At 68.8% G+C, this 25,082-nt stretch carries 28 protein-coding genes and 1 pseudogene; 12 read left to right on the top strand and 17 right to left on the bottom strand.

Annotated elements, in window-relative coordinates:
- Positions 1-82: 82 nt before the first annotated feature.
- Positions 83-514 (bottom strand): TA system VapC family ribonuclease toxin, encoded by a 432-nt coding sequence (locus tag BN12_RS03830; protein ID WP_053079944.1) that lies wholly within the window; start codon positions 512-514, stop codon positions 83-85.
- Positions 511-753 carry a hypothetical protein gene (locus BN12_RS03825; RefSeq protein WP_157635329.1) on the bottom strand — a complete coding sequence of 81 codons (243 nt, stop codon included), beginning with the start codon at positions 751-753 and terminating at the stop codon, positions 511-513. The genes BN12_RS03830 and BN12_RS03825 overlap by 4 nt, the downstream gene beginning before the upstream one ends.
- A gap of 72 nt (positions 754-825) precedes the next feature.
- Here BN12_RS03825 and BN12_RS26665 point away from each other — a divergent pair.
- A pseudogene (locus tag BN12_RS26665) lies at positions 826-1,161 on the top strand (bifunctional methylenetetrahydrofolate dehydrogenase/methenyltetrahydrofolate cyclohydrolase); the annotation flags it as partial.
- A 198-nt stretch (positions 1,162-1,359) separates the two neighbouring features.
- Positions 1,360-1,941, top strand: a complete 582-nt coding sequence (locus tag BN12_RS03815) for a DinB family protein (protein WP_053079943.1) — start codon at positions 1,360-1,362, stop codon at positions 1,939-1,941.
- Positions 1,942-2,133: 192 nt separating this feature from the next.
- On the opposite strand, the gene BN12_RS03810 is transcribed toward BN12_RS03815, so the two are convergent.
- The gene (locus BN12_RS03810; RefSeq protein ID WP_200901135.1) at positions 2,134-2,787 is read right to left on the bottom strand and encodes a TetR/AcrR family transcriptional regulator; all 654 of its coding nucleotides are present in this window, start codon (positions 2,785-2,787) and stop codon (positions 2,134-2,136) included.
- A gap of 78 nt (positions 2,788-2,865) precedes the next feature.
- Here BN12_RS03810 and BN12_RS03805 point away from each other — a divergent pair, with 78 nt between their 5' ends.
- The 3 genes from BN12_RS03805 (at position 2,866) to BN12_RS23620 (ending at position 5,585) form a co-directional block, all read left to right on the top strand.
- Positions 2,866-3,768 carry an alpha/beta hydrolase gene (locus tag BN12_RS03805; protein ID WP_048550216.1) on the top strand — a complete coding sequence of 301 codons (903 nt, stop codon included), beginning with the start codon at positions 2,866-2,868 and terminating at the stop codon, positions 3,766-3,768.
- A gap of 57 nt (positions 3,769-3,825) precedes the next feature.
- Positions 3,826-4,578 (top strand): type 1 glutamine amidotransferase domain-containing protein, encoded by a 753-nt coding sequence (locus BN12_RS03800; RefSeq protein WP_048550214.1) that lies wholly within the window; start codon positions 3,826-3,828, stop codon positions 4,576-4,578.
- A 461-nt stretch (positions 4,579-5,039) separates the two neighbouring features.
- Positions 5,040-5,585, top strand: coding sequence for a lanthionine synthetase LanC family protein (locus tag BN12_RS23620; RefSeq protein ID WP_200901134.1), 546 nt, complete (start codon positions 5,040-5,042; stop codon positions 5,583-5,585).
- A 129-nt stretch (positions 5,586-5,714) separates the two neighbouring features.
- On the opposite strand, the gene BN12_RS03790 is transcribed toward BN12_RS23620, so the two are convergent.
- Positions 5,715-6,437 carry a VOC family protein gene (locus BN12_RS03790; protein ID WP_048550210.1) on the bottom strand — a complete coding sequence of 241 codons (723 nt, stop codon included), beginning with the start codon at positions 6,435-6,437 and terminating at the stop codon, positions 5,715-5,717.
- Positions 6,438-6,558: 121 nt separating this feature from the next.
- Here BN12_RS03790 and BN12_RS03785 point away from each other — a divergent pair, with 121 nt between their 5' ends.
- Positions 6,559-7,158 (top strand): class I SAM-dependent methyltransferase, encoded by a 600-nt coding sequence (locus BN12_RS03785; RefSeq protein ID WP_048550208.1) that lies wholly within the window; start codon positions 6,559-6,561, stop codon positions 7,156-7,158.
- Positions 7,159-7,482: 324 nt separating this feature from the next.
- Here BN12_RS03785 and BN12_RS23615 read toward each other — a convergent pair whose 3' ends face one another.
- Positions 7,483-8,172 carry a type II toxin-antitoxin system VapC family toxin gene (locus BN12_RS23615; RefSeq protein ID WP_083454389.1) on the bottom strand — a complete coding sequence of 230 codons (690 nt, stop codon included), beginning with the start codon at positions 8,170-8,172 and terminating at the stop codon, positions 7,483-7,485.
- The gene (locus BN12_RS03775) at positions 8,169-8,426 is read right to left on the bottom strand and encodes a type II toxin-antitoxin system Phd/YefM family antitoxin (RefSeq protein WP_048550203.1); all 258 of its coding nucleotides are present in this window, start codon (positions 8,424-8,426) and stop codon (positions 8,169-8,171) included. The genes BN12_RS23615 and BN12_RS03775 overlap by 4 nt, the downstream gene beginning before the upstream one ends.
- An 84-nt stretch (positions 8,427-8,510) precedes the next feature.
- Here BN12_RS03775 and BN12_RS03770 point away from each other — a divergent pair, with 84 nt between their 5' ends.
- Complete coding sequence (locus BN12_RS03770) at positions 8,511-9,500, top strand: phosphotransferase enzyme family protein (RefSeq protein ID WP_048550201.1); 990 nt, start codon at positions 8,511-8,513, stop codon at positions 9,498-9,500.
- Between the two features lie 78 nt (positions 9,501-9,578).
- Complete coding sequence (locus BN12_RS03765; protein WP_048550199.1) at positions 9,579-10,073, top strand: GNAT family N-acetyltransferase; 495 nt, start codon at positions 9,579-9,581, stop codon at positions 10,071-10,073.
- Between the two features lie 39 nt (positions 10,074-10,112).
- Here the strand turns inward: BN12_RS03765 and BN12_RS03760 are convergent, their stop codons facing one another.
- The 7 genes from BN12_RS03760 to BN12_RS03730 all read right to left on the bottom strand — a co-directional run bounded on the left by BN12_RS03760 (position 10,113) and on the right by BN12_RS03730 (position 16,806).
- Positions 10,113-11,054 carry an RNA polymerase sigma-70 factor gene (locus tag BN12_RS03760; protein ID WP_048555963.1) on the bottom strand — a complete coding sequence of 314 codons (942 nt, stop codon included), beginning with the start codon at positions 11,052-11,054 and terminating at the stop codon, positions 10,113-10,115.
- 105 nt (positions 11,055-11,159) lie between these two features.
- On the bottom strand, positions 11,160-12,353 hold the full coding sequence (locus tag BN12_RS03755; protein ID WP_048550197.1) for an NAD(P)/FAD-dependent oxidoreductase: 1,194 nt from the start codon (positions 12,351-12,353) through the stop codon (positions 11,160-11,162).
- A 97-nt stretch (positions 12,354-12,450) separates the two neighbouring features.
- Positions 12,451-13,047 (bottom strand): hypothetical protein, encoded by a 597-nt coding sequence (locus BN12_RS03750; RefSeq protein ID WP_048550195.1) that lies wholly within the window; start codon positions 13,045-13,047, stop codon positions 12,451-12,453.
- A 49-nt stretch (positions 13,048-13,096) separates the two neighbouring features.
- A complete protein-coding gene (locus BN12_RS03745) occupies positions 13,097-15,481 on the bottom strand; it encodes an ATP-binding cassette domain-containing protein (RefSeq protein ID WP_048550193.1) in 2,385 nt (794 codons plus the stop codon).
- A 98-nt stretch (positions 15,482-15,579) separates the two neighbouring features.
- Entirely contained in the window at positions 15,580-15,990 is a 411-nt protein-coding gene (locus BN12_RS03740) for a VOC family protein (protein ID WP_048555962.1), read from the bottom strand.
- A gap of 10 nt (positions 15,991-16,000) precedes the next feature.
- Positions 16,001-16,444: a helix-turn-helix transcriptional regulator gene (locus BN12_RS03735; protein ID WP_200901133.1), complete on the bottom strand. Its 444-nt coding sequence runs from the start codon at positions 16,442-16,444 to the stop codon at positions 16,001-16,003.
- Between the two features lie 62 nt (positions 16,445-16,506).
- Positions 16,507-16,806 carry a SelT/SelW/SelH family protein gene (locus BN12_RS03730; protein ID WP_048550189.1) on the bottom strand — a complete coding sequence of 100 codons (300 nt, stop codon included), beginning with the start codon at positions 16,804-16,806 and terminating at the stop codon, positions 16,507-16,509.
- 146 nt (positions 16,807-16,952) lie between these two features.
- Here BN12_RS03730 and BN12_RS03725 point away from each other — a divergent pair, with 146 nt between their 5' ends.
- Positions 16,953-17,930, top strand: a complete 978-nt coding sequence (locus BN12_RS03725; protein ID WP_048550187.1) for an NAD-dependent epimerase/dehydratase family protein — start codon at positions 16,953-16,955, stop codon at positions 17,928-17,930.
- Positions 17,931-18,242: 312 nt separating this feature from the next.
- On the opposite strand, the gene BN12_RS03720 is transcribed toward BN12_RS03725, so the two are convergent.
- The 4 genes from BN12_RS03720 to BN12_RS03705 all read right to left on the bottom strand — a co-directional run bounded on the left by BN12_RS03720 (position 18,243) and on the right by BN12_RS03705 (position 21,198).
- Positions 18,243-18,566 carry a TfoX/Sxy family protein gene (locus tag BN12_RS03720; RefSeq protein WP_048550185.1) on the bottom strand — a complete coding sequence of 108 codons (324 nt, stop codon included), beginning with the start codon at positions 18,564-18,566 and terminating at the stop codon, positions 18,243-18,245.
- A gap of 11 nt (positions 18,567-18,577) precedes the next feature.
- Complete coding sequence (locus BN12_RS03715) at positions 18,578-19,162, bottom strand: isochorismatase family protein (protein WP_048550182.1); 585 nt, start codon at positions 19,160-19,162, stop codon at positions 18,578-18,580.
- 151 nt (positions 19,163-19,313) lie between these two features.
- Positions 19,314-20,291, bottom strand: a complete 978-nt coding sequence (locus BN12_RS03710) for an amidohydrolase family protein (protein WP_235432290.1) — start codon at positions 20,289-20,291, stop codon at positions 19,314-19,316.
- Between the two features lie 421 nt (positions 20,292-20,712).
- The gene (locus BN12_RS03705; RefSeq protein ID WP_048550178.1) at positions 20,713-21,198 is read right to left on the bottom strand and encodes a single-stranded DNA-binding protein; all 486 of its coding nucleotides are present in this window, start codon (positions 21,196-21,198) and stop codon (positions 20,713-20,715) included.
- 292 nt (positions 21,199-21,490) lie between these two features.
- On the opposite strand from BN12_RS03705, the gene BN12_RS23340 reads away from it, so the two are divergent.
- The 3 genes from BN12_RS23340 to BN12_RS03690 all read left to right on the top strand — a co-directional run bounded on the left by BN12_RS23340 (position 21,491) and on the right by BN12_RS03690 (position 25,042).
- On the top strand, positions 21,491-22,924 hold the full coding sequence (locus BN12_RS23340) for a M15 family metallopeptidase (RefSeq protein WP_162233029.1): 1,434 nt from the start codon (positions 21,491-21,493) through the stop codon (positions 22,922-22,924).
- An 82-nt stretch (positions 22,925-23,006) separates the two neighbouring features.
- Positions 23,007-24,392 carry an MFS transporter gene (locus BN12_RS03695; RefSeq protein WP_048550176.1) on the top strand — a complete coding sequence of 462 codons (1,386 nt, stop codon included), beginning with the start codon at positions 23,007-23,009 and terminating at the stop codon, positions 24,390-24,392.
- A 296-nt stretch (positions 24,393-24,688) separates the two neighbouring features.
- On the top strand, positions 24,689-25,042 hold the full coding sequence (locus BN12_RS03690) for an RNA polymerase-binding protein RbpA (RefSeq protein ID WP_048550174.1): 354 nt from the start codon (positions 24,689-24,691) through the stop codon (positions 25,040-25,042).
- Positions 25,043-25,082: the final 40 nt, after the last annotated feature.

Raw genomic sequence — 25,082 nt, 5'->3', positions numbered from 1 at the left:
TGCCCTCGACGGCGTGGGGGCCACCGGTTGCGGGCGTGGCCGAGGCCGCGGTTGCCGGCACCTGGCCCTGCCAGTCGATGGCCTACGCGGCGAGTAGGTTGACCACCGTCAGGCCCGGGTAGCGGTGTGCGATCTTGGTGTCGAGGGTGGCGAACGAGTGGCTGCCGGCGAGTGCGAACGCGGCGAGGTAGTCGTCGGTCCACAGTTTGTGACTGCGGTCGTCGTGGGCTGCGTGCGTGGCGAGGTGGGTATCGATGTCCTCCGGCTCATCGATCCAGCCGAAGCGTGCGTCGGCGAGGACAAAGGCGACGAAGTCCCAGGCGTCTCGACGGGTCAGCGCATCCGCGCCGAGCACAGCCGGGTTGGTGAGGAGTCGCAGCCAGCCGAGATGGACGATACGGCACAGGCCAAGGGAGTCGTCCTCGGCCGCGTCGAGCCAAGCGTGAATCTTCTCGTGGTGGACGTGTCCGGCCCAGAAGCCGGTCAGGCAGGTGCCGACGTCGAGGAGGATCACGCGATGTCGATGCCGACGTCACCCTCGCTGAGGATCCGCTCGAGCTCGTCGGGGGTGATGCTGGACCGGCCGGGCCGGCTCGAGCCGATCACCGGGAGCTCTCTGCGTACTCTGCCCGTGGAGTTGAGCTCTTTGGTCAACGCACGCGTGAAGAGGTCCTTGAGGCTCTCGTCGCTCTGCGCGGCGCGCACACGCGCCGCGCGCAGGAGCTCGTCAGGTAGATCGATAGTTGTGCGCACAAACCCATATTAGCATCACCGCGTCACTGATCCGGCGGCTGGGCTTGGAGCCGAGGAGCACTACTCGACAGGGACGCCACCGTCACGCACTGCTATTCCCGCACGAGTGACCTTGCGGCTCGGGTTCACGATGCTGACGTCGTGGTCGCCGTGGGTCGTCTCGATCTGATCCGTGGCGAGTGCATCAAGGAGGGCGCGGTCGTCATCGATGCCGGCTACAACCCGGGCAACGTCCGAGACGTCGAGTACGGTCCAGCCGCCGAGCGAGCCAGCCTGATCAGCCCAGTTCCTGGGGGCGTGGGCCCGATGACGATCGCCCGCGCTACTCGCCCACACGCTCGCCGCAGCGCAAGCGCGACTCATTGGGCGGGATCTCCTCACACGGAATCCGCAGAGAGAGTTCCGTGACCGGCACACGAGGTAGTCGGCGAACGAGATTCCGCTCATGACCGACGCCACGTAGCGGGGCAGTGGTTGTCGGGCCGCGCGGGTGTCTGGTCGTCGAAGCACCCAGACGACTACTGGATAGGCTGCGTATCAAGAACCTGCGTATTCATAGCACTTGAGGGGCGAGAGGCACGGAATTGGCATGGCAGGGTGCGGCGTATGAGTGACAATTCCGCGGAAGTCGCCGCAGGTTCGGAGTCCGGTCTGACGGACGACGCCTTCTCGCCCAAGTGGGCGGACGATGGCCGCCCGCGCATACCACGCGTGGCCAGCGAGCGAGAGGCGCTCGCGGCGTATCTCGACTACTACCGGGCAACGGTGGATATGAAGTGCAGCGGCCTGACCCAAGAGCAGGCCCGGACCAGGTCCATGCCGCCATCGACGCTATCCCTTCACGGCTTGGTCCGCCACCTTGCTGGGTGCGAACGCTGGTGGTTTCAGCAGAACTTCGAGCGACGCGATGTGCCGTTCCTCTTCTTCACAGCAGACAATCCCAACCTCGACTTCGATGTGCCCGTGGACGCTGAGTTCGCCGCCGACCTCGAGACCTGGCGCGACGAGTGTGCCGTGTCTCGCGAGATCGTGGCCGCTCACGATCTCGACGACAATGCGCGACCGCTCGATTGGTATGAGGATGTCGATCTACGCTGGCTGGTGCTCCGAATGATCACCGAGTACGCCCAGCACTGCGGGCACGCTGACTTGCTTCGTGAGGGGATCGACGGGGCGACGGGGGCCTGAGGCCGTTCTTTGAAGGGCCCTGCGGCGCACTGCGCAGACTAGTACTTAACATAATGTCGCTTATCGGTGATCGCCATGGACGAGCATACATCCGCGGAATCACGCGGAAACGCTGGTCCTGGACACCATTCGGGTAGGCGCAGGATCCACATCTAGCTTGCACTCAACGGCGGGATGCGCTGGCGGGATCTCTTAGCTGTTGTGAGTCGAGCGTGTCAGGACGCCGGACTCGATGATGGTGGTCGCGGCCGCGACCAGCGATTCTGGGCTGACCCCGTCCGGGCGCATGGCATCGGTACGCAGTGCGACTGACAACATCCCGTTCAGCATTCCCCAGAGGGCGGTTGCTGCGGATTCGGGGTGCAGACCGGTGGTGAACTCGCCCGCGTCAATACCTTCGCGCAGCAGCTCGGTCAAGCGCCGATGCTCTTCGGTGGCGAGGGCCGCGATCTTCTCGATGGCTTCGGGGTCCTCGGGCGGATTGACGAAAACCTTGAATGCTTGCGGTCGGTCGAACGCCAGCCGGATGTAGGTCTCGCCGACCCGAAGAAGCCGTTCGACCACTGTCCCGTTGTCGTCATACGCGGTCTGCATGAATTCACGAGTCTGTTCAAGGGCTCGCTCGGCCACCGCCAGCAGCAGCGCCTGCTGCCCACCGATTCGGTTGTAGACGGTTTGCAGCGACACGTCGGCCCGTTGGGCGACCACTTCCGCAGTCACAGACTGGACCCCACCCTCGAACAGCAAGGCTTCTGCTACCTCGACCAACCGGGCACGCATCTGGCTGACGCGGCGCTGCGTTCGCGTGGATCGTCCGGTGGCCTCCGACTCTGCCTGCGCGCTCATGCTTTGACTATATATGACTCTACCATTAGAGTCATACCCAAGATTGGATGTAGATCAACTCGTAGAGAAGAGTCCAGCATGGTCGCACGCTCCACCATCCAGTTCCCATCCCATGGCGAACTCTGCACAGGGTGGCTGTATCTCCCCGAGTCCTCTGCCCCCGCACCAGTGATCGTGATGGGTCACGGGCTGGGCAGTGTGCGCACCATGCGCTTGGATGCGTACGCCGAACGGTTCGCAGCCGCCGGGTATGCCTGCCTGGTGTTCGATTACCGTCACTTCGGTGACAGCGAGGGCCAGCCTCGCCAGCTGCTCGATATCACCAAACAACGCCAAGACTTTTCCGCCGCACTGGCCTACGCCCGCACCCTGACGTCCGTCGATGGCAACCGCATCGTCGTGTGGGGCACATCGTTTGGAGGCGGTCACGCGATCGCCACCGCCGCTGACGACGGCCACGTCAGCGCAGTGATCGCCCAATGCCCGTTCACCAACGGTCACGCCTCCGCTCGGGCGATACCGGCCTGGACCTCGACCCGGCTGACAGCGCTGGCCATCATCGACCAGATCCGCGGAGCCGTCGGGGCTGCGCCGCTGCTGGTGCCCACCGCCGGAGCCCCCGGCACGGTCGCACTGATGACTACCCCAGATGCCGAAGCTGGCTTCCTGAACATGGTGCCCGCCGGTGGGGCTGGCGCGTTCCAGAACAAGGTGGCCGCCCGGATCTCGTTGCACTTGGTGCGCGACTTCCCCGGCCGCCGCGCGGCCGATATCACCGCGCCGGTTCTGTTCGCGATCTGCGAGACCGACTCGGTCGCCCCGGCCGGGCCCACCCTCAAATACGCCCGCACCGCACCCGCTGGGGAGATCAAGCTCTATCCCGAAGGCCACTTCGATATCTACGTTGGGGAACCGTTCGAGCGCGTTATCGCCGACCAACTCGACTTCCTGACCCGCAACGTCCCTGTCGACGAGCCGTGAGCTTCTAGCCGGGCAACCCCAACCGACCAGCCAGCCATCACTGCCAAGGAGGCTCCCATGAGAGTGCTGATGCCATTGCCTGACAACGATTTTGACGTCACCGAAGTCGCCGTACCGTGGCGCCTGATCACCGACGCCGGGCATCAGGTTGTGTTCGCCACCGAGCACGCGGGCGTCGTGCCACACGCTGATCCGCGCCTGCTCAGCGGGGTGCTGTTCGGACAGCTCGGCGCTGAGCCCGAACCGAAAGGGTTCTATCAGGAGCTGGCCGACTCCCCCGAGTTCCACGCCACGCAGTCGTGGTCACAGGTGGATCTGACGGAGTTCGACGGATTGATCCTTCCGGGTGGCCACGCGCCGGGCATGCGGCAGTACCTGGGCTCAGCATCCTTGCAGCGGCAAGTCGCGCGGTCTTGGAGTCTGGACCGGCCAGTCGGCGCCATCTGCCATGGGGTGCTCGTCCTTGCCCGAACCCAAGACCCGGATACCAACGCCAGCGTGATAGCAGACCGCAACACCACCTGCTTGCCCAAGTATATGGAACGTGGTGGATATTTCATCACTGCGTGGCGGCTCGGCCGCTATTACCGCACCTACCCGGCCTATGTCGAGGACGAGGTGCGAGCGGCGCTGATCGACCCCCGAGAGCAATTCCATCGAGGTCCGCGCGAGCTCGCCCGCCGGGGAACCGCCACTGATCACAGCCACGCCTTCACCGTCATCGACGGTAACTATCTTTCCGCTCGCTGGCCTGGCGATGCATACCTGTTTGCCGACCGCTACCTGGAACTGCTCACCTCGAGGTCATAGCCACCGTCGACGAGAGTGACGACACGGGCCGGCGCGGCTGACTAGGCGCGACCTGGTGGAGCGGCAGCACGACAGCGACGACGCTGCGTAGCGGGGCAACGCCGCGCGCGGCTCTTTGCCCCGCGTTCAACCACTACGACCCTCGTGACAGGGGGTGGAACTTGGCCGGTGACGGCGAGATCCCGGCGATCTGGGACCCACTTCCCCGGCTACTCCCGGCTCATCGACTCCCGCGCATGCCAGTTACCTAGCAGGGTTGCAGCGGGTGCGACTACTCTCCGCGCCGATCACCCCAGACCTGCTCTGCCATCGCCCATGAAGGTCGAGCGTGACCTCTTGGGATCGTCTACGCGCTCGCGGCCGTCAGGGACGCAGCAGGACGTCCGGACCTGCTGGAGCTGGCCGTCGAGGGCGCAATGGACGTCGTGGCGCGTAACCAAGCAGGGCCAGACGGATTCCTGGTGCCTCACTCCGATCCCCAACATCGCCCCGACAACATCGAGCGATTCAGCTTGGGGTGGTGCAACGGCCCGGCAGGCGACGCCCAAGTCTTCAGGCTGCTGGAGCGAATCACCCAGGAGAAGCAGTGGACGTTGTTGGGAGACAGGTGTTGGCAGACGGTCGTGTCGTCCGGACTGCCCGAGCGCGTGCGTCCGGGCTCTTGGGAAAACAACGGACGCTGCTGCGGGACGGCCGGCGTCCTCGCGCTTGCCTGCGACCGGATCGTCGAGCGGGGCGACGGATTCGCACTTGCCGACCTGTTGTATGACGTTCTGGCCTCGCGCGCGTCCATCGATGAGGACGGCGCTCGTTGGTCGAACCATGAACAGCGCAACACACTCCCAGATCTGGCACCCCGGTCCGGATGGGCCATGGGCAACGCTGGAATCGTCCGCGAACTACTGCGGTACTCGCGGCTGTGCCGCGGAGCATCTGACGACGCCTACTCGACTCAGTGGCCCGACCATCCGTCCACTCTCACCTCACCGGTCAGAGGGACGCACTGACATGGGCTGCGAGCGCTCACGTCGGTTCGCGCCCGCTACTCCGGGTCCGCCAACTCCCGTGCCTGCCAGTGAAGCGATAGCCTTGCCGCAGATGCGACGCTTTCACGTCTGATGTGTGGTGGTCTCCCGCTACTCCATGTGCTGCATGGCCAAGAGGTGGAACTCGTTGCCGTCCGGGTCATGAAGGATCCCCTCCGTGGAGGATGACTCGTTGGCAACATGGGCGCCCAGGGCCGTCAAACGCGCGATAGCCGCTGACATGGAGCCGGAGGTCGAGAGTTCGAAACGCAGCCGGTCTCGACCCTCACGCGGCATCAGTGGCGGCCCGCTCCATGTGATCTTGGAACCACCCGCGGGCGACTGGATCGCCGTCTCTTGATCCCGATCCCAGACCAGCGGCCACCCCAATGCATCGCTCCAGAAGTAGCCAACGGCCTGGGAGCCGTCGCAGTTGATCGCTCCGATCGCACCCGTGTTGGCGAGGAAGGTGCTCTCAGGTGGGATGACGCAGAACTCGTTACCCTCCGGGTCAGCCAGTACCCTGTGCGGCTCATTCGAGGACTGTCCGATGTCTACATCGGCGGCGCCGAGGACGTGGGCCCTCGAGATCAACTGCTGCATGTCTTCCGACGACATCGATGTGAGGTCGAAGTGAATCCGGTTCTGGCCGTTCTTCGGTGCACTCGCAGCACGAACAGCCAAGGGGTAACTGGTGGGGTTGTTGGGGATGACGGCGACCGCGCCGTCTGCGCGCTCCTTCAACGTCCAACCCAACAGGTCCGCCCAGAAGGTGGAGGTCCGAACGACGTCGCGCGCGTCGAGCCGGATCCCGAGGAAGTTCACACTGTCCATGCAGGCAGGCTAGGGATCGCTCTGCGGGCAAGGCAATCGGGTTGCCAGTTGCGTCGCTGCGAGACGCGATGTTGACTGAGCGCCCTCGCTACGAGAGACGAGGAGGCGACGCTAGGTTGACATGATGATGACACCGAGGGCCTCCACGAAAGCGCACCCGATTTCGGCGGAAGCGCAAACGACTGAGGCGTGGCGGGGTCTTGCTCCGGACTATGAACGGGCCCGCGTCCGAGAAGATTCCCTGGACCGGCTGGTTGAGTGGCCTGCGCAGCGAGACCTTCTCGGAGACGTCACCGGACGATCGATACTCGACCTCGGGTGCGGCAGCGGCAGCAAACTCGCGGAGCTTGTCGCAGACGGAGCGATCGACTCGGTCGGTCTTGACATCAGCGACAACTTCCTCGCCGACACACCAGCAGGCATGGAATTGGTGCGCGGCGACCTGTCCGATCTGAACACGGTGCCCGTGCTCACCGAGCGTACTCTTGACCGCATTCTGTTCCAGCAGTCCTTCGACTACGCCAAGGACCCCGTTCGCACCTTGAAGCAAGCGCGCAGAATGCTCACCGAGGACGGGTTCATCCTGTTGACCAGAACTCAACCGATTCGATACGCCATCGAGCGATCGGAGCAGAACGGCACCGCATTGGGCCAGGAGTACTTCTCCACCGCCGACTACACCTATCGCCCGAGGCGGAACGAACAGATCGCTCTGACGTAGCGCACCTACACGATGTCTGACGTGTGCTCAACGCGTTCAGCGCAGCCGGGCTCTGGATTGAAGCTACCCTCGAGCCGCAGCTACCCGCGGATGCCGGAGATCGATACCCGAACAAACGTGAATGGATGAACAAGTACCTCGGTATCCTCATCTTCACGCTACGACCCCTGCCGGTGAGGAGACCCACGACCTGAGGCGACCGCAGTGGAACGCGTCGTTCACACCCAGCAACTGACGAGACGCGACCGTGGCGCCGCCGTCCTGGTCTCGTCTTCTGCCAGCAGATCAACAACGTGGTCGCGCTGACTTGGAACGACGTCAAGGTCAGCGACGAAGTCGCCGAAGCCCTCTGAATACTCCCCCCGCTACCATCGCGCGCCGGGCGATCGACTCGGCCACGGCATACGCCGCATATGTCGCCGCCGTCCGCGATGCCGATGGGGACATGCTGTGGGAGGCGCACGATCCCGCGTGGTGCTCCAAGAGCTTTTCGGCTTCGAGGACGCACCCATCGCCGGCAGCTCTTACTTTGGCTTCTTGAGGCAGTTGCCGCGGCGTTCGTCGTCGCCTGAGGCGTGAGGGATTGACGTCCTGGTTCGTATCGATGACGGCGATGCCCAGATCGCGCCAGGCGTCGATGAGTCGGGCGTCGCCACTGGCGGCCACCATCCACGGATCATTGAGATCCGCGGCTGTCGCACAATGCACTGCGTCATAGCCCCGGAGCGCCAACGTGCGAGCGAGTCCCGCCGCGGCGACCGCCAGATCGGCGGTCAGCTCGACGACGTCGACGTCCGGCCAGATGGCCACGAAGTTCGACCAAGCGGCGTCGTGCTCGCCGGTGGAGATGCGCCTGTGCCTCTGGGCCATCGCCAAGGCGGCAACCGTCTCGACGTACGTGAGCCTCGAACTGACCCGTCGGTCGGCGTCCTCCCAGACCCGGCGGCACATCTGCGTGCTCGGCTCCGCGATCAGGATCGGCACGACCGCCGACGTGTCGAGGTAGACGATCAACGACGCTGCTCATCAATCAGGTCGGTCACCGTGCCGGCCGTCTCGATCGCGGGTGGCAGAGTACGCCGCGGATGGCGTGCTGGCGTCACCTTTCCCGCAGCGATGAGCTCCTCCAGCCGCGTGGGCACGTCGACCGGAACGATCCTTGCGATCGGCCGACCATGGTCGGTGACCGTCAGCGTGTGGCCGTCGCGCACAGCGGCGAGATGACGGCTGAGGCCATCCCGCAGTTCACGAATACCGACATCGGTCATCTCGCCTCCAGTAGCCATAATATTGCCTACAAATATAGCCACTTTAGCGCAGCCTGCCCTCCGTGAAGATGCTGGGATGGACCCATGGCCGACTCACCGATGCCGATGCTGGACATGCTGTGGGAGGCGGACGACCCGGGTGTCGTGCTCGAGGAGCGGTTCGGCTTCGAGGACGCGCCGTCCGCCGGTCGCTGGGTCACGACCACCGTGAGCCAGCATTGGGGTGTCCGCGTGGACGGCTGCGAGCGGATCACGATGAGCAGCCACAATGCGTTGGCCTGGATGTCGACGCCGGCTGGTCGGCTCCTGGCGAAGTGGTCCGTCGCCCCCGCGCGGTTCCCGCGCTTGTCGCGGATCGCCCACCTCACGCACTGGCTCGACGGCCATGGGCTGCCGGTATCCGCGCCCCTGCCCGCGTCGGACGGTCGCCTCCAGGTGGAGTCCTACGGCATCTCGATCTCCCTCCAACACGTCGTCGAAGGCGATCTGCTCGACGTCGAGGATCTCGCCCAGGTGCGAGCCGCGGGCGTCACTCTGGCCCGGCTCCACGACACCCTCGCTGGTTACCCGAGCGATCACGCGGTCCTGTCGGAGGAACACCGAGAGCCCTTGGCGACGCGCATCGCGAACTGGCTCGACACCGTAGGCGAGCATGTGCCATCGCCCGGTCGAGACGCCTTGCGAACCCTGGTGACCGACGCGCCCCGCGACAGCCTTCCGGTGCAGCTCCTGCACGGCGACTTCCGCTCATCGAACATCGTGTGCACCGGCGCGACCGTCGCCGCGGTGCTCGACTTCGAGGAGGCCCGGATCGACTGCTGTATCGACGAGTTGGCTCGCTCGGCGGTCATGCTCGGCACGCGCTTTCGGGACTGGGGGCCAGTGTCGTCGCAGGTTCGTTCGGTGTTCTGCTCCGGCTACGAGTCCGCCCGGCGACTGACGCCCGTCGAGGCGAGCTGGTTGGACGTCCTCGTCCTCTGGTACACCTTGGCGCTCATGCCACCCGGCGACGACCCGACGGGATGGGGATCGTCGGCGCTCAGCCTCCTCCCGGGGCTGGCTCACAGGCTGTGAACCTCGCCGACCGGTCGCTCGAGCCCGCACCCATCAAACAGAGTGCGACCGCGGCGGCGCGGATGCCACGATCAGCCCGTGATCACTCTGCCGGAGACCCCTCGCCTCGTAAGGCCCACGACGGCGGTCCGCATCTCGTACCTCACCGGCGAGCAGGCCGACTGCCTGCTCCGCGGGACGGACACCGACTGGCTGGGTCCCGCGAGTGAGGACTTCGACGCCTTCGTCGCGGCTCGCGACCACGACACGACCCGGTGGGACGTGCCGTCGACCATCTTCTGGTACGTCGCCGGTGAGCACTATCTGGGCACTCTCGTCATCCGCCACCGGCTGACCCCCGAGCTCCTGATCGTCGGCGGCCATATCGGATACCACGTCGTCGCGCCGTGGCGACGCCAGGGACACGCCACGCGAATGCTGGGCGCCGGGCTCACCGAGGCGCGGGCCCGTGGCGTCGCTCGCGTCCTGCTCACCTGCTCCCCCGACAACCACCCGTCGCGGCGCGTCATGGAGGCCAACGGCGGCCGGCTCGACGAGCAGCTGGGGGACGAACTCCGTTTCTGGATCGACTGATCCGTTCACGACGACGAGTCGGTATGCGGGGCCGGCGCGTCAGCGGACCGTCAACGTCGTCTCGCGCTCGACGCGCGACAGCTTCTCCGGGTTGCGGACGTAGTAGAGGCCGGTGATGAGTCCGTCCCGGACGCGGCACGCGACGACGCCGTCCACCTCTCCGTCGAGGCGGACGAGCAGCGCCGGGCTGCCGTTGGCCTCGGCCGCCTCGACCTCGAGGACACCGACCGCCTTTCGCGCGACACCGGCCAGCCAGCGCACCACCCTGTCGGATCCGAGGATCGGTCGCAGAGCCGCCTGCCGCAGACCCCCGCCGTCGCTCAGCAGGACGACGTCCGGCGCGAGCGTGTCCGCGAGACCCAAGAGGTCGCCCGTCTCGAGGGCCCGCTGGAACGATCCGAGCACGGCCCGAACCTCCCCCCGCCGCACGGTCTGTCGAGGACGTCGGGCATCCACGTGGTTCCGGGCCCGATGCGCGATCTGCCGCACCGCCGCGGGGCTCCGGTCGAGGGCGCCGGCGATCTCGTCGTAGTCGACCTCGAACACCTCGCGGAGGACGAAGACGACCCGCTCCAGCGGGGTGAGCGTCTCGAGGACGAGCAGCATCGCCATCGAGACGCTCTCGGCGAGCACGACGTCATCGGCGACGTCGGGAGTGGTGAGGAGGGGCTCGGGAAGCCACGGCCCGACATACGACTCCTTGCGACGCCCGAGGGTCCGCAGCCGGGTCAAGGCCTGCCGGGTCGTGATCCGGACGAGGTAGGCGCGGTGGTCCCGCACCTCCGCGAGGTCGACTCCGGACCACCGCAGCCAGGTCTCCTGCAGGACGTCCTCGGCATCGGCCGCGGAGCCGAGCATCTCGTATGCCACGGTGAAGAGCAGGTCGCGATGGTCGAGGAACGCACGGGTCGCCTCATCCGCGGCGGGTTCACCCGTGACCCCACCGGCCCGCCTCGTCCGTGCTCGATCACCGTCCACCATGCCGATCATCCCTCTTCCCCGGCCCATCGGCTCGCTCACCCGGTCTCCTGTCGCCGTTCGTGCGGTCGCCCATCGCTCACGCGGCGGTGCGGTCCTTCGGCTCGCTCACGCGGTCTCCCGAGCCCGCACCGCGTCGCTCCAGATGCGCTCCCGGACGCGCGCCGCACGCCCCCTGTCCTTGATCCAGAAGACCGATCCCGGCCGCCGCGCCTCTCGGGTGAGGCTCGCCACCGCCAGCCGGCATGCGGTCTCCTTGACGAGCGCGACCCCGCGCCCGCCGACGTGGAACGCCGTCGCCGTGTCATCGCGATGGGCTCGCTGGATGACCGCGTCGTGCCGACCGAGGCTGATGCACTCCCCGAGCAGGGCGAGGCTCACCGGGGCGGGCTCGGTGCCGGCGATCCGGGACAGGATGGTGTTCGCCGCCTGCGCACCCAGGGGGACGGCGGCCTGGCAGCTCATCCGGAACGGCAGGCCCGACGGCGACGCCACGTCGCCGGCCGCGACGATCCGGTCGTCGTCGACGCTCGTCAGCGTCTCGTCCGTCAGCAGCCGGCCGTCCCTGTCGGTGCGCAGTCCGCTGCGTCGAGCCAGCTCCGGCACGGAGAACCCCGCGGCCCAGACCGTGATGTCGCTCGGCAGCTGCCGCCCGTCGGCGAGCCGCACCGCGCGGGGCTCCACCGCGACGACCGCAGTGCTTGGCCCGTCGAGGACGCGCACCCCGAGCGCCCCGAGATGGCGGGCGACCATGGGCCGGGTTCGCGGGTGGAGGTACGGTCCGAGCACGCCGCCGCAGACGAGTCGCACGGTCCGCTCGCCGCCCGCCAGCTCGGCGGCGACCTCGATGCCCGTGGGGCCGGCGCCGACGACCGTGACGACCGCCGCAGGGGCGTCGTCGAGGACGGAGCGCAGGCGGGTGGCCTCCTCCAGGCTCGCCACGGGGTATGCGAGCTCCGCCGCCCCGGGGACGCCTGCGGTCCGGCTTCCGCTCCCCACGGCATACACGAGGTAGTCGTAGGGAAGGTCGCCACCGCTCGCGAGGCTGACCCTGCGACCCGCCGCGTCGATCCGGGTCACCGTGTCCTCGACGCGGCCGATCCCCTCCCCCAGCACGTCGCGGAAGTCGACGGCGGCGTCGCCGGTGCGAGCAGCGACCTGGTGGAGCCTGATCCGCTCGACGAACGAGGGCCGAGGATTGACGAGGGTCACCTCGACGTCGTCACGCTGGCGGAGGTGGTTGGCGGCCATGACACCGGCGTACCCGCCGCCTGCCACCACGACCTCGATCCGTTCGGTCATCACTGTGCCTCCTGTTCGAGTGGGTTGCCCAGGAGACGCCGCGACGAGCGGATCTGTGACACGGTGTGAGCCAGGTCACGACGCAAACGCCCGGACGTCAGGCGCGCATCGTGACGGCGCCGACCCGCCGTTGCCTCGTGGCGATGAGGACGCTGAGACCGAGGCCCATGACGACGATGTATGCCGGGAAGGCCCACGTCGCGATCCCCCAGTCGTCGATCGTCAGCATGGCGATCGTGCCGTTGAGGCCGGCGAGCAGGAACGGCACCGGGTTCTCGGTCTCGGGCGCCCGCCAGGCCTTGACGATCGTCGGCACACCGGCCATCGCATCCGCGACGACGGCGAAGACGACGGCGAGCGTCGGGTTGTCGAGGGTGAGCCACACGACGAGCGCTGCGAGCGACACCGCGCCGCAGCACAGGTCGAACCGCGAGATCCGCCAGTAGGACTGCGGGTTGACGAACGTCGAGGCGAAGACGATCGACGGACCGAGTCCCACGGAGAGGGTGAGCACCGAGGGGAGTCCGACGCCCTCGTCGAGCTGGGCGAGGAACCCGATGATCGGCGCCGCGGCCCACAGGCACCACGTCACCCGGTTGGGACGTGTCCGCGCGTGGATCGTCAACCAGGCATACCGGGAGGACCCGATGAGGGTGAGGAGCGCTCCGAGCAGCACGAAGCGTCCGTCGATCACGCCTGAAGGATCACACACCGCTCGGCACCGGCCGAGGGCGGCCCCGCCGTCAGGCGCCGACGTAGGCCGCGAGGTGCTGCCCGGTGAGCGTCGACCGCTCGGCGACGAGGTCGGCGGGCGTGCCCTCGAAGACGATCCTGCCGCCGTCGTGGCCGGCGCCCGGCCCGAGGTCGATGATCCGGTCGGCGTGCGCCATGACGGCCTGGTGGTGCTCGATGACGATGACCGAGCGGCCGGCGTCGACCATCCGGTCGAGCAGGGCGAGCAGCTGCTCGACATCGGCGAGGTGCAGTCCGGTCGTCGGCTCGTCGAGGACGAAGACGCCGCCCTTCTCGCCGAGATGGGTGGCCAGCTTGAGCCGCTGCCGCTCGCCGCCCGACAGCGTCGTGAGCGGTTGGCCGATCGTGAGGTAGCCGAGGCCCACCTGGGAGAGGTGCTCGAGGATGCGGTGCGCGGCGGGGACCCGGGCATCGCCCTCGCCGAAGAAGGCCGCCGCCTCGTCGACCGACATCGCGAGGACCTCGCTGATGTCCTTGCCGCCCACCGTGTACTCCAGGACCGACACGTCGAACCGCTTGCCCTCGCATACCTCGCACGGCGCGGCGACGCCGGCCATCATGCCGAGGTCGGTGTAGACGACACCGGCGCCGTTGCAGTTGGGGCAGGCCCCCTCGGAGTTCGCGCTGAAGAGCGCCGGTTTGACGCCGTGGGCCTTCGCGAAGGCCTTGCGGATCGGGTCGAGGAGGCCGGTGTAGGTCGCCGGGTTGCTCCGGCGGGAGCCGCGGATCGGCGTCTGGTCGACCGTGACGACGCCCTCCATCGGCGACACCGAGCCGTCGATGAGCGAGCTCTTGCCCGACCCCGCCACGCCGGTCACGACGACGAGCACGCCGGTCGGGATGTCGACGTCGACGTCCCGGAGATTGTGGGTCGAGGCGCCCCGCACCTGGAGCCGACCGGTCGGGGTCCGCACCGACGGCTTGAGGCCGGCTCGGTCGTCGAGGTGGCGTCCGGTGATGGTGTCACTGGCCCGCAGGCCCTCGACGGTGCCCTCGTAGACGACCTCTCCCCCGGCGACCCCTGCCCCGGGGCCGAGGTCGACGGCGTGGTCGCCGATCGCGATCATCTCGGGCTTGTGCTCGACGACGAGGACGGTGTTTCCCTTGTCGCGCAGCTGCCGCAGCAGCTGGTTCATCCGCTGGATGTCGTGGGGGTGCAGCCCGATGCTCGGCTCGTCGAAGACATACGTCACGTCGGTGAGCGAGGACCCGAGGTGCCGGATCATCTTGGTCCGTTGCGCCTCACCGCCGGAGAGGGTGCCGGCCGGCCGGTCGAGGCTGAGGTAGCCGAGCCCGATCTCGACGAACGCGTCGAGGGTCCCTCCCAGCGCCGTGAGGAGCGGAGCCACCGACGGATCGTGCAGGCCGCGGACCCACTCCGCGAGGTCGGTGATCTGCATGGCGCACGCCTCGGCGATGTTCGTCCCCTCGATGCGCGACGAGCGGGCCGACGCGCTGAGCCGGGTGCCGTCGCAGTCCGGGCACGTCGTGAAGGTGACCGCCCGGTCCACGAACGCGCGGATGTGGGGCTGCATCGCCTCCCGGTCCTTGGACAGGATCGACCTCTGGATCCGCGGGATGAGGCCCTCGTAGGTCACGTTGATGCCCTCGACCTTGATCCGCGTGGCCTCCTTGTAGAGGAGCGCGTCCCGCTCTCGCTTGGTGAACCTGCGGATCGGCTTGTCGGGGTCGAAGAAGCCACAGGAGCGGAAGATGCGGCCGTACCAGCCCTCCGTGCTGAAGCCGGGGATCGTCAGGGCACCCTCGTTGAGCGACAGGCTGTCGTCGTAGAGGGCGGTGAGGTCGAAGTCCGTGACCGAGCCCCGGCCCTCGCACCGGGGACACATCCCGCCGAGGACGCTGAAGCTGCGCCGCTCCTTTGTCGTGCGACCGGCGCGCTCGACGGTCACCGCGCCCGCCCCGCTGGCCGACGCGACGTTGAAGGAGAACGCCTGGGGCGAGCCGATGTGCGGAGTCCCCAGGCGGCTGAAGAGGATCCGCAGCATGGCGTTGGCGTCGGTGGCGGTCCCCACCGTCGACCGCGGGTCGCTGCCCATCGGCTCCTGGTCGACGACGATCGCCGTCGTCAGGCCCTCGAGGACGTCGACGTCGGGACGGGCCAGGGTCTGCATGAACCCCTGCAGGAAGGCGCTGTACGTCTCGTTGATGAGCCGCTGGGACTCGGCCGCGATGGTGCCGAAGACGAGTGAGCTCTTGCCCGAGCCGGACACGCCGGTGAACACGGTGAGCCGACGCTTGGGGATCTCGACGCTGACGTCCTTGAGGTTGTTGACCCGCGCGCCGACGACGCGGATGCGGTCGTGGCTGTCGGCGCCGTGCGTCTCCCGCGGGAGCGTGTCGGTCGTCATGGTCATCCGAAGGTCCTCACGTCTGCTGGGTCGAAGGGTCCGCGGCGCGGGTGGGACGCCGTCCACCGTAACGGCTCCCGTCCCGCCTCCGGGGTGTCCGTCGCTCAGCCGCGCTGGTTGATGCGCAGCAGGTTGCCGGTCGGGTCGCGGAAGGCGCAGTCGCGGACGCCGTACGGCTGGTCGGTCGGCTCCTGGACGACGTCCGCACCGGTGGCCTGCAGCCGGTCGAAGAGACCGTCGAGGTCGTCGGTCGCGAGGGTCAGCGCGGCGTAGCTGCCCTTGGCGATGAGCTCGAGGATCGTGCGGCGCTCGTCCTCGGTGATCCCCGGCTCGACGGCCGGCGGGTGGAGGACGATCGAGGTGTCCGGCTGGCCCGGCGGGCCGACCGTCAGCCAGCGCATGCCGTTGTAGCCCACGTCGCCCCGGACCTCGAAGCCCAGGGTGTCGCGGTAGAAGGCGAGAGCCGCGTCGGCGTCGGTGTGCGGGAGGAAGGCGTAGTGAATGGTGATGTCCATGGCCATCACGCTAACGACGGCCGCTCGCGGGTGCTTCTCGATTCCTGACCGGTCTGGTCACCTGCTTCTCCACACATGCGGGTATGCCACCCGCCCCGGCCGTCGCCTCGCGCCGGTACCGGCTCGGCGGGACGCCGACCAGCTCGGTGAAGCGGGTGCTGAACGTGCCGAGCGACTGGCAGCCGACCTCGAAGCAGACCTCGGTGACGCTGAGGTCACCGCGGCGCAGCAGCGCCATGGCCCGCTCGATGCGCCGCGTCATGAGGTAGCTGTAGGGCGACTCGCCGTACACGAGCCTGAACTGCCGGCTCAGGTGGCCCGCCGACATGTTCGCGCCCCGGGCGAGCGCCTCGACGTCGAGCGGCTCGGCATACTCGCGGTCGATCCGGTCGCGCACCCGGCGCAGCCGGGCCAGGTCGCGCAGACGCTGGTCGAAGCTCGGATCATCGGCCACGTCATCGATGGTGCCATGCCGCACCGACGCCTCGCCCCCTTCGTCATGTCATGGCCCGCTCGTCAGCTCCGTGCCCGGTCGGCGTGGCCCAGGTCCCTCCCGGGCGCGACACGGTCCCGCACGCGCCGCTTGAGCTCGGTGATGTCGGGGAACCCGCCGTCCGTCTTGCGGTTCCAGACGGTCGTCGTGTCGACCTCGACCCGGAAGACCCCACCGTGCGCCGGGGCGAGGAGCACTCCTCCGAGATCGTCGGCGAAGGTCTGCAGCAGCTCCCCCTGGTACCACTGCGCCCGCAGCATCCAGCGGCAGTCGACGCAGTACCGGATCGTGACGATCGGCCGAGCCACCGGACGGGGTTCCATGGCCTCGAGGCTACCCAGGGCGGGCCGTACCGTGGCGGGGGTGAGGAGCAGCCCTCCTCACCCGACGATCGGTGGACGCGTGTGACGTCCACCGCGTCACACTGGACGCACCGTCCGCCCCAGTCCTCACCCATGATCGGAGAACCGTGCGCATCGTCGTCATCGGCGGCAGTGGCCATATCGGCACCTTCCTCGTCCCCCGCCTGGTCCGGGCCGGTCACGAGGTCGTCAACCTCAGCCGCACGGGCGGCACCGGGTACGCCGGCGTGCCGGAGTGGCAGCAGGTGCGCCAGGTCGTCGCGGACCGGCAACAGCAGGATGCCGATGGCACCTTCGCCGGCACCGTCCGCTCGCTGGAGCCCGACGTCGTCATCGACCTCGTCTGCTTCACCGTGGAATCCGCGACGGCCCTCGTCTGCGGGCTGCGAGGAGCGGTCGGGCACCTCGTGCACTGCGGGTCCATCTGGCGCCACGGGCCGAGCCGGAAGCTGCCGATCGCGGAGGGCAGCGGGTCGGCGGGGGCGCCCTTCGATGAGTACGGCGTCCAGAAGGACGCGATCGCCCGGATGCTGAAGGACGAGACGGCCTCGGGCGGCCTCGTCACCACCTCCCTCCATCCCGGGCACATCGTCGGGCCGGGCTGGCATCCGACAGGTCCGTTGGGCAACGTCGACCCGGCGGTGTGGTGGAGCATCTCCGCCGGTGGGGTCGTGCAGGTTCCGGGGAGCGGCGTCGAGACGCTGCACCATGTCCATGCCGACGACGTGGCGCAGGCGTTCGAGCGTGCGGTGGAGCGTCGCGACGCCGCAGCGGGCGAGGACTTCACCGTCGTGGCGCCGACGGCGCTCACCGTACGCGGCTACATCGACATCGCGTCCGGGTGGTTCGGGAGGTCCGCGACGGTCGAGAGCGTGAGCTGGGATGAGTACCGCGCCTCCACGACCGCAGACTACGCGCGCGAGAGCTGGGGCCATCTCCATCGCAGCCACGTCTTCACCATCGAGAAGGCCACGACGCTCCTCGGCTATGCGCCGCGGTACGAGCCCGAGGAGGCGGTGCTCGAGTCGGTCCGGTGGCTCATCGACCACGGCAGGCTCGAGGTGGCCGGCCCGCTGAAGGCGTGAACCTGACCCTCGCCCTCGCAGTCCCACCGGAACCCGGGCCTGCGCTCCGCCGCCTCGACGCCTCGACGCCTCGACGCCTCGACGCCTCGACGCCTCGACGCCTCGACGCCTCGAATGGTGCTGCGGACCCCGGCCGGCACGGCACCACCCCGGCGTGCCTCGTGTCGCACGGCGCATCGTCAGCCACCCGGGCACCGTCGACCCCGGCACAGCACCACCTCGGCGTGCCTCGTGTCGCACGGCGCATCGTCAGCCACCCGGGCACCGTCGACCCCGGCACAGCACCACCTCGGCGCCTCGTACCTCGTCGCCCTACCGGCCGACGACCGCCAACCCCTCCCGCACCCACGGCGCGAGAGCCTCGACGTCGGCGACCTGGGCCGCGTCGACGGTGATCCACCCCGCGCTCATCGTCCGCGTCCCCATCGTGGCCCGAGTGGCGCCCGGACGTCGCAGGAGCTCCTCGGTGCGGCTCGGCAGACATCGAGCGAGCAGTCGACCCTCCGATCCGGCCGCTGCCACCATCGAGCCGTCCACGAGGAAGGCCAGTCCGCCGAACATCCGTCGCTCCTCGACCTCGGGCATCCCTGACAGCGCGGCGCGTAGGCGGTCGGCCAACCCCTCGTCGTATGCCACGCCGATCCCTCTCAGTCGTCCTCGCGTCCGGCCCCGAGGTCCGCGACCGCGAAGTCGAGGTCGGCGGTCCTCACCGTCCCGGCCGTACGACCCGGCGCCTCGTGGTAGGTCCAGTAGAGGTTGGTATGCGCGATGACCTGCTCCGGCGGCGGCGCGCCGTACGCCGTGAGGTCCTCGGTGGTGTGGGCGTCGCTGACGAGGGTGGCGTCGTAGCCGCGCGTGATCGCCCCGTGGAGGGTCGAGCGGATGCACTCGTCGGTCTGGGCACCCGCGACGACGAGGCGGCCGACGCCGTGCTCCGCGAGGACATCCTCCAGGCTCGTGTCCTCGAAGGAGTCACCGTACCGCTTCTGGACGACGGGCTCGCCCGCCCCGATCGTGAGCTCGGGAACGTACCGCCACGGCTCGGTGTCCGCGGCGAGGTCGGCGCTGTTGTGCTGGACCCAGACGACGTCGACGCCCGCCTCGCGGGCCTTGTCGACGGCGGCCGCGACGTTCGCGACGACCGCGTCGCGGTCATGCGCCCTTGCGACGACGCCGTTCTGGACGTCGACGACGAGGAGAGCGGTGTTCGGCCGGTCCGACAGGGTGGTCATAGGTGTCTCCTCCAGCAGTCGTGGTCGGTCCTCGATCACGATAGGTGGCCCCACCGACACCGCCACTCCCTCGTGGGTGACCTGGCCCACGTCGGAACGTCGGCCAGGTCACCCACAAGGCAGTCGGTTGCGTCGCCGGCCCGTGCGTCGGTCAGCCTCTCGAGTCCGACGAGTCCGACGAGTCGACGGGCAGACCGAGGAGGCGCGCCCCGTTGTCCCAGAGCACCGTCCGCATCCACGCATCGCCCAGGCCGAGCCGCGCGAGCGCCTCGAGCTGGTGCGCGTAGGGGTAGGGGATGTTGGGGAAGTCCGACCCGAGAACGACCCGGTCGGCGAGATCGGGCAGCCGGTCGACGAAGGAGGGCGGCATCGGCGCGAACCCGTTCGTGAAGTCCGTCCCGATCATCGTCGTGTCGAGGTGGACGCCCGGGAACTCGCCCGTCAGGTCGGCGAAGGCATGGAACTCCGGCATCCCCATGTGTGCCACGACGAGGACGAGACCGGGATGCCGCTGCAGGACTCGACGCACGGGGTCCGGCCCGGTGAACCGGCCGGGCTGCGGTGCCGAACCCGCGTGGATCACGACTGGCACGCCCGCCCGCTCGACAAGCTCCCAGGCGGGTTCGAGCAGCGGATCGTCCGGTGCGAAGCCACCGACCTGCACGTGGAGCTTGAACAGCCGCGCGCCGGCCGCGAGCGCCTCGGCGACGTCGCCGCCGCAACCCGGCTCTGGGTAGAAGGTCGCCGAGTGGACGGCGTCCGGGACCCGGCCCGCGAAGTCGGCGCACCATTCGTTGAGCCACCGCGCCATCCCCGGCTTGTGCGCATACGTGAGGGACGGGACCGCTCGCACACCGAGGCCCCTGAGCACCCGGAGGCGCTCGTCCTCCGGCAAGCGGTACGCGATGGGCCAGGGCCGCCCATAGGCCCTCTCCGCGTCGTCGAAGTAGGCCCACACCTTGCGCAGCATCGGCTCCGGCAGGAAGTGCACGTGGATATCGGCCAGCCCCGGGATCCCGAGCGCGGCGACGAAGTCGGGAACCTCGTCGTCCCGCACGGGGCCGTTGCGGGGGCGGTCGGAGACGGTGTCCACGACACCCTTGTATGCCATCCCGGACCGTCGCGTCACCTCGTCCTCGTATGCCAAGACATGTCACCGGACGGGTGGTCGCTGCGACCCACGGACACCCAAAGCCGCTCCCGGCCGTGCCCGTCGTGCGGGAGCGGCGCACATCGCCTGGCGTCTGCAGCCGCATTGGGTGTCCTCCGGTCCGACCGACAGGCAGGCGGGGCCCCGTCGGATCACGTCGACGCCGCCGGAGGAGCGCGGGATGGCCAGGACCCTCTCGACGACCCGGCCGCGTTCAACAACCCGGCCTCCCTCGACGACTCGCCCCGCGTCCAACCACCCGGACACCCCCGACGACCCGGCCACCCCAACAACGCTGCGTCGCTCGACCACCGGCCTGCCTCGACGACTCGCCCCGCGTCCAACAACCCCGCGTCGCTCGACAACCCGGCCACGCTCGACGACCCGGCCACCCCGACTCTCACGGCGACGTGGAGGACCGGGGTGCCGAGGCTCGGGTCGGCGCAGAGGCCCTGCGCAGCGACCGGGCCTCGACCTCGTATCGGCTCGCCGCCCCTGCACCGGTGCGGAAGAACCGCCGCCGCAGCGCACCCTCGACCTCGACGACGTCGCCGGCGGCGAAGCGCCCGGCCACCCGGCGCGCACTCGCGGACCAGCACGCGACATCGATCGTGTCGACGACCGTCCGCACCGCCACCGCCTCGTCCTTCGAACGGCTCGAGGCAGTTCCGTCCCTGGAACGGGCCGACCCAGCCCCGTCCTTGGAACGGGCCGACCCAGCCCCGTCCTTGGAACGGGCGGGTCCGTCACGCCGGGCGTCCGTCCGGCCGACCACGACGCGCATCGTCACCAGCTGGTCGCCGCTGGGGAGCTCCTTGACCTCCGGGGCCGCGGCCACGCGCCCTCGCATCCGCACCTCGTTGAGGTAGTCGATCCCATCGCCCATCTCGCCACTCCCTCATCCGTTTCCCACGACAGCACCTGGGTGCCCCGGCCCTCCGGCCCGCTCCAGCACGCACCCGACGATGCCGCGGATCGCGCTCCCCCGCATACCCCGACGGCTTCCCTGTGGACGATGGCGCGCGATGTCACGGCCTGTGGACGACCCGTGCGATGAGACGGCCCGCGGAGGTTGCGCGACTCCGGTGTGTCTGACAGCGCACCGAGGTACGCTCGACGACGATCGAGCACAGGGGTTTGCAGGGGACCCCGGGCAACGCGTCGGGTGGGCGGTGACGATGGGACGGCGGACGGTGGCGGCCGCTGCATCGCTCGTGGCTGCCCTGACGATGCTCACGGTCCCCGGAGTGGCCCTGGCCGACGGCACGTCGGGTACCACCGGGAGCGAGGCCTCCAACTCGACGACGTCGACGTCACCGAGCAGCACCAGCACGAGCCCCTCGTCCTCCTCCACGTCGACGGCTCCGACCACGAAGCCGACGAGCTCGCCGTCGTCGAGGCGGCCATCAAGCTCGTCGACCTCATCATCCCGGGCCTCGCGACCGGCGACATCGGCCACCGCCGACCCCACGGGCGGCGCCGCCGAGGAAGGGCTCTCCGCCACGCAGCTCGCCGCCCAGGTCGCGGCGGCCGAGAGCCTGCGCGCCGAGCTCGCCGGGGTCAACAAGGACCTCGCCGACGTCGTCGCCCAGCTCGACGTCCTCTCCAAGAAGGCCAACGCCGAGCTCGAGGACTACGCCGACGCCACGGCGGCTCAGGCCGCGGCGGCCACCGAAGCCAAACGTCAGCAGGATTTGTCGGACCTCTACACCATCCAGCTGGCCTCCGAGAAGCAGCGGCTGCGCGCCTGGGCCTACTACGCCTACACCGAGGGCGGTGGCTCGGTCTCCGAGGTGATGGGCGTCATCGACTCGATGAAGGACTCCCCCGCCGAGGTCGGCAACCCGGTCGGGGACCTCGCCTACCTCACCGACTCCCGGGCCCAGGTGTTCGCGAGGCTCAACACGCTGCTGGCGCAGCAGCGCGCCGCGACCCAGCGCGCCGAGGCGGCGAGCACCAAGGCCAGGACCGAGGCGACGAAGGCCGCGGCCGCCAAGGCGGCCGCGGAGGACCTCGTCGCGGCCCAGCAGGAGAAGCTCGCGACCCTGCGCACGACGCACGCCAAGGACATCGAGAAGGCCGGCCCGCTCGTGCAGGTCCTCGCCGGCGTCCTCGATCCTGCGGCCAAGAAGGCCTACGAGGCGCTCGTCGCGGAGATGCGTAAGGCGGGCGCATCGCTGAGCGACGTCGGCAAGCCGTGCAGCAACAACAACGCGACCTACCCCAACGGCGAGTTCCCCGCCTCGGCCCTCTGCCCGCTGTGGAAGGCGCCCGGCGAGTCGCTGCGCCCGAAGGCGGCCGCCGCGTTCAACGCGATGAGCGCCGCGCATGCCAAGGACACCGGCTCGCCGCTCTGCGTCACCGACTCCTACCGCTCGCTCGCCGAGCAGGTGAGCGTCAAGGCGAGCCGGGGCATGTGGGCGGCCACGCCGGGCAAGAGCCAGCACGGTCTGGGCCTCGCCGTCGACCTGTGCGGCGGCGTCAACAGCTTCGGCGCACCCGCCTACGAGTGGATGGAGCAGAACGGCCCGACGTACGGCTGGTACCACCCCTCCTGGGCCGACCCGGGCGGCTCGCTCCCCGAGCCATGGCACTGGCAGTATGCGGGCTGACCCCGTCGCGTAGACCCCGACACGCGACCCCTCGGGCGGCCAACCCGGTGCCCGGAACGCCCTGGTGTGGAACCCTCGGCTCATGACGACCGACGCCGCCGTCGACGACCGGATGTATGCCGAGAACGCGCGCTACCAGCGTCCGTGGTACTGGTACGACTGGGCGAACTCGGCCTTCGTCACGACGGTGGGCACCGTCCTCTTCGGGCCCTACATCACCGCTGTCGCCAAGCAGGCCGCCTGCCCCGGCATCGACTCCGACGCGACGTGCACGACGAACCTCCACGTGCTCGGCATACCGATCGCCCCCGGTTCGTTGGCGCCCTTCACCGTGACCTTCGCGACGATCGTGTCGGCCGTCGTGCTCGTCTTCATCGGCGCCATCGCCGACCGCTCCCCGCGTCCCGCGGGACTGCTCGGCGCGTTCGCCTTCGCCGGCGCGGTCTGCGCCTCGCTCATGGTCTTCGTGACGGGGACGCGCTGGGCGCTCGGGTCCGGCCTGATGATCCTCGCCACCGTCTTCCTCGGGGCCTCACTCGTCGTCTACGACTCGATCCTCTGCCGCATCGCCGCCCCGGACGACCGCGACCGCGTGTCCTCCAAGGGATGGGCCTTCGGCTATCTCGGCGGCGGACTGCTGCTGGCCATCAACCTCGTCATGCTCCTCGTCCACGACTCGCTCGGGATGACGGAGGGACAGGCGGCCCGGGTGAGCATCCTGTCGGCGGGACTGTGGTGGGGGATCTTCACCCTCGTCCCCGTCATCGGGATGTGGCGGCTGCGCGGGCAGGAGCGCCTCGAGGTCGCCCGGGACGCCGGCATCGTCACCGGGAGCATCCGCCAGCTGCGCAGCACCCTCTCCGACCTGAGGTACTTCCCGGAGACCAGGCGCTTCCTCCTCGCATACCTCTTCTTCAACGACGGCATCCAGACGGTCATCACCTCCTCGAGCCTCTACGGCGCCGAGCAGCTGAAGTTCTCCCAGACCCAGCTCTTCCAGCTCATCCTCCTCGTCCAGTTCGTCGCCTTCGGTGGGGCGCTGCTCTTCGGGCGGCTCGCGGCCCGCTTCGGCGCGTGGCGCACCATCCTCTGGTCGCTCGTCGCGTGGATCGTCATCGTCGTGCTCGCCTTCTTCCTCCCCGAGCGCGCCTACGTCCCGTTCGTGGCCCTCGGCATCCTCATCGGCATCGTCCTCGGCGGCACCCAGGCCCTCTCACGATCGCTCTACAGCCAGCTCGTGCCGCGCAGCCGCGAGGCGGAGTTCTTCAGCTTCTACCAGGCCATGGAACGCGGGACGAGCTGGTTCGGGACGTTCCTGTTCGGCCTCGTCTACCAGTTCACGCACTCCTACCGCATCGCGATCGTGGCGCTCGTCGTGTTCTTCGTCCTCGGCGGCGCCATCCTGCGCCGGGTCGACGTCCGCAAAGGGATCCTCGACGCCGGCAACCAGCTCCCCACCGTCGTGTGACCGTTCCCGTCGGTGCCGCGGGGTCGGGGGGTCGCATGTCGTTTTCGGATGCCGAGTGGTGCCATTTCCCGGTACCCTTCTCCGGGGGCGCTGGGAGGGTGTTCGATGGGGCGAGCGGGCTCGATCTGGAGAACTCCTGACTGTTACCTGTGAGTTCGCTGCGATCACCGGTGTGCAGGCAACCTTCCGCCCCTGCGATTCGTCGGAACAATCGACAGCGCCCTTGACGTTGGAACGGGAAGACCACCGGACCGCTACCGCGACGTCCGGCCGGACATTCAGGTTGGGAGACCCTCATGGCAGAACGATCGTTGCGTGGCACCCGGTTGGGCGCCTTCAGCATGGAGAGCGACGAGAACGTTGTTCCGAGCGAACGCCGGATCACCGTCTACGTCTGCCCTCAGGGCCACCGCATCGAGCTGCCCTTCTCGGTCGAGGCCGAGGTGCCTCCCACGTGGGAGTGCCGCTGCGGTGAGGACGCGCTCCTCCAGGGCGGCACGAAGCCCGAGCTGAAGAACGTCAAGGCCCCCCGGACGCACTGGGACATGCTGCTCGAGCGCCGCTCGATCCCCGAGCTCGAGGAGCTCCTCGAGGAGCGCCTCACCCTGCTGCGCGAGTCGCGCGGCGAGAAGACGAAGCGCTCGGCCTGAGCCATCCCGACGGCGCGGCCGGCCTCCCCGGGGAGGCCGG

Source organism: Nostocoides japonicum T1-X7, from assembly GCF_001046855.1.
Taxonomy (GTDB): Bacteria; Actinomycetota; Actinomycetes; order Actinomycetales; family Dermatophilaceae; genus Nostocoides; species Nostocoides japonicum.
Note: the sequence above shows the minus strand (reverse complement) of the source record. Positions and strands in the feature narration are given on the sequence as shown.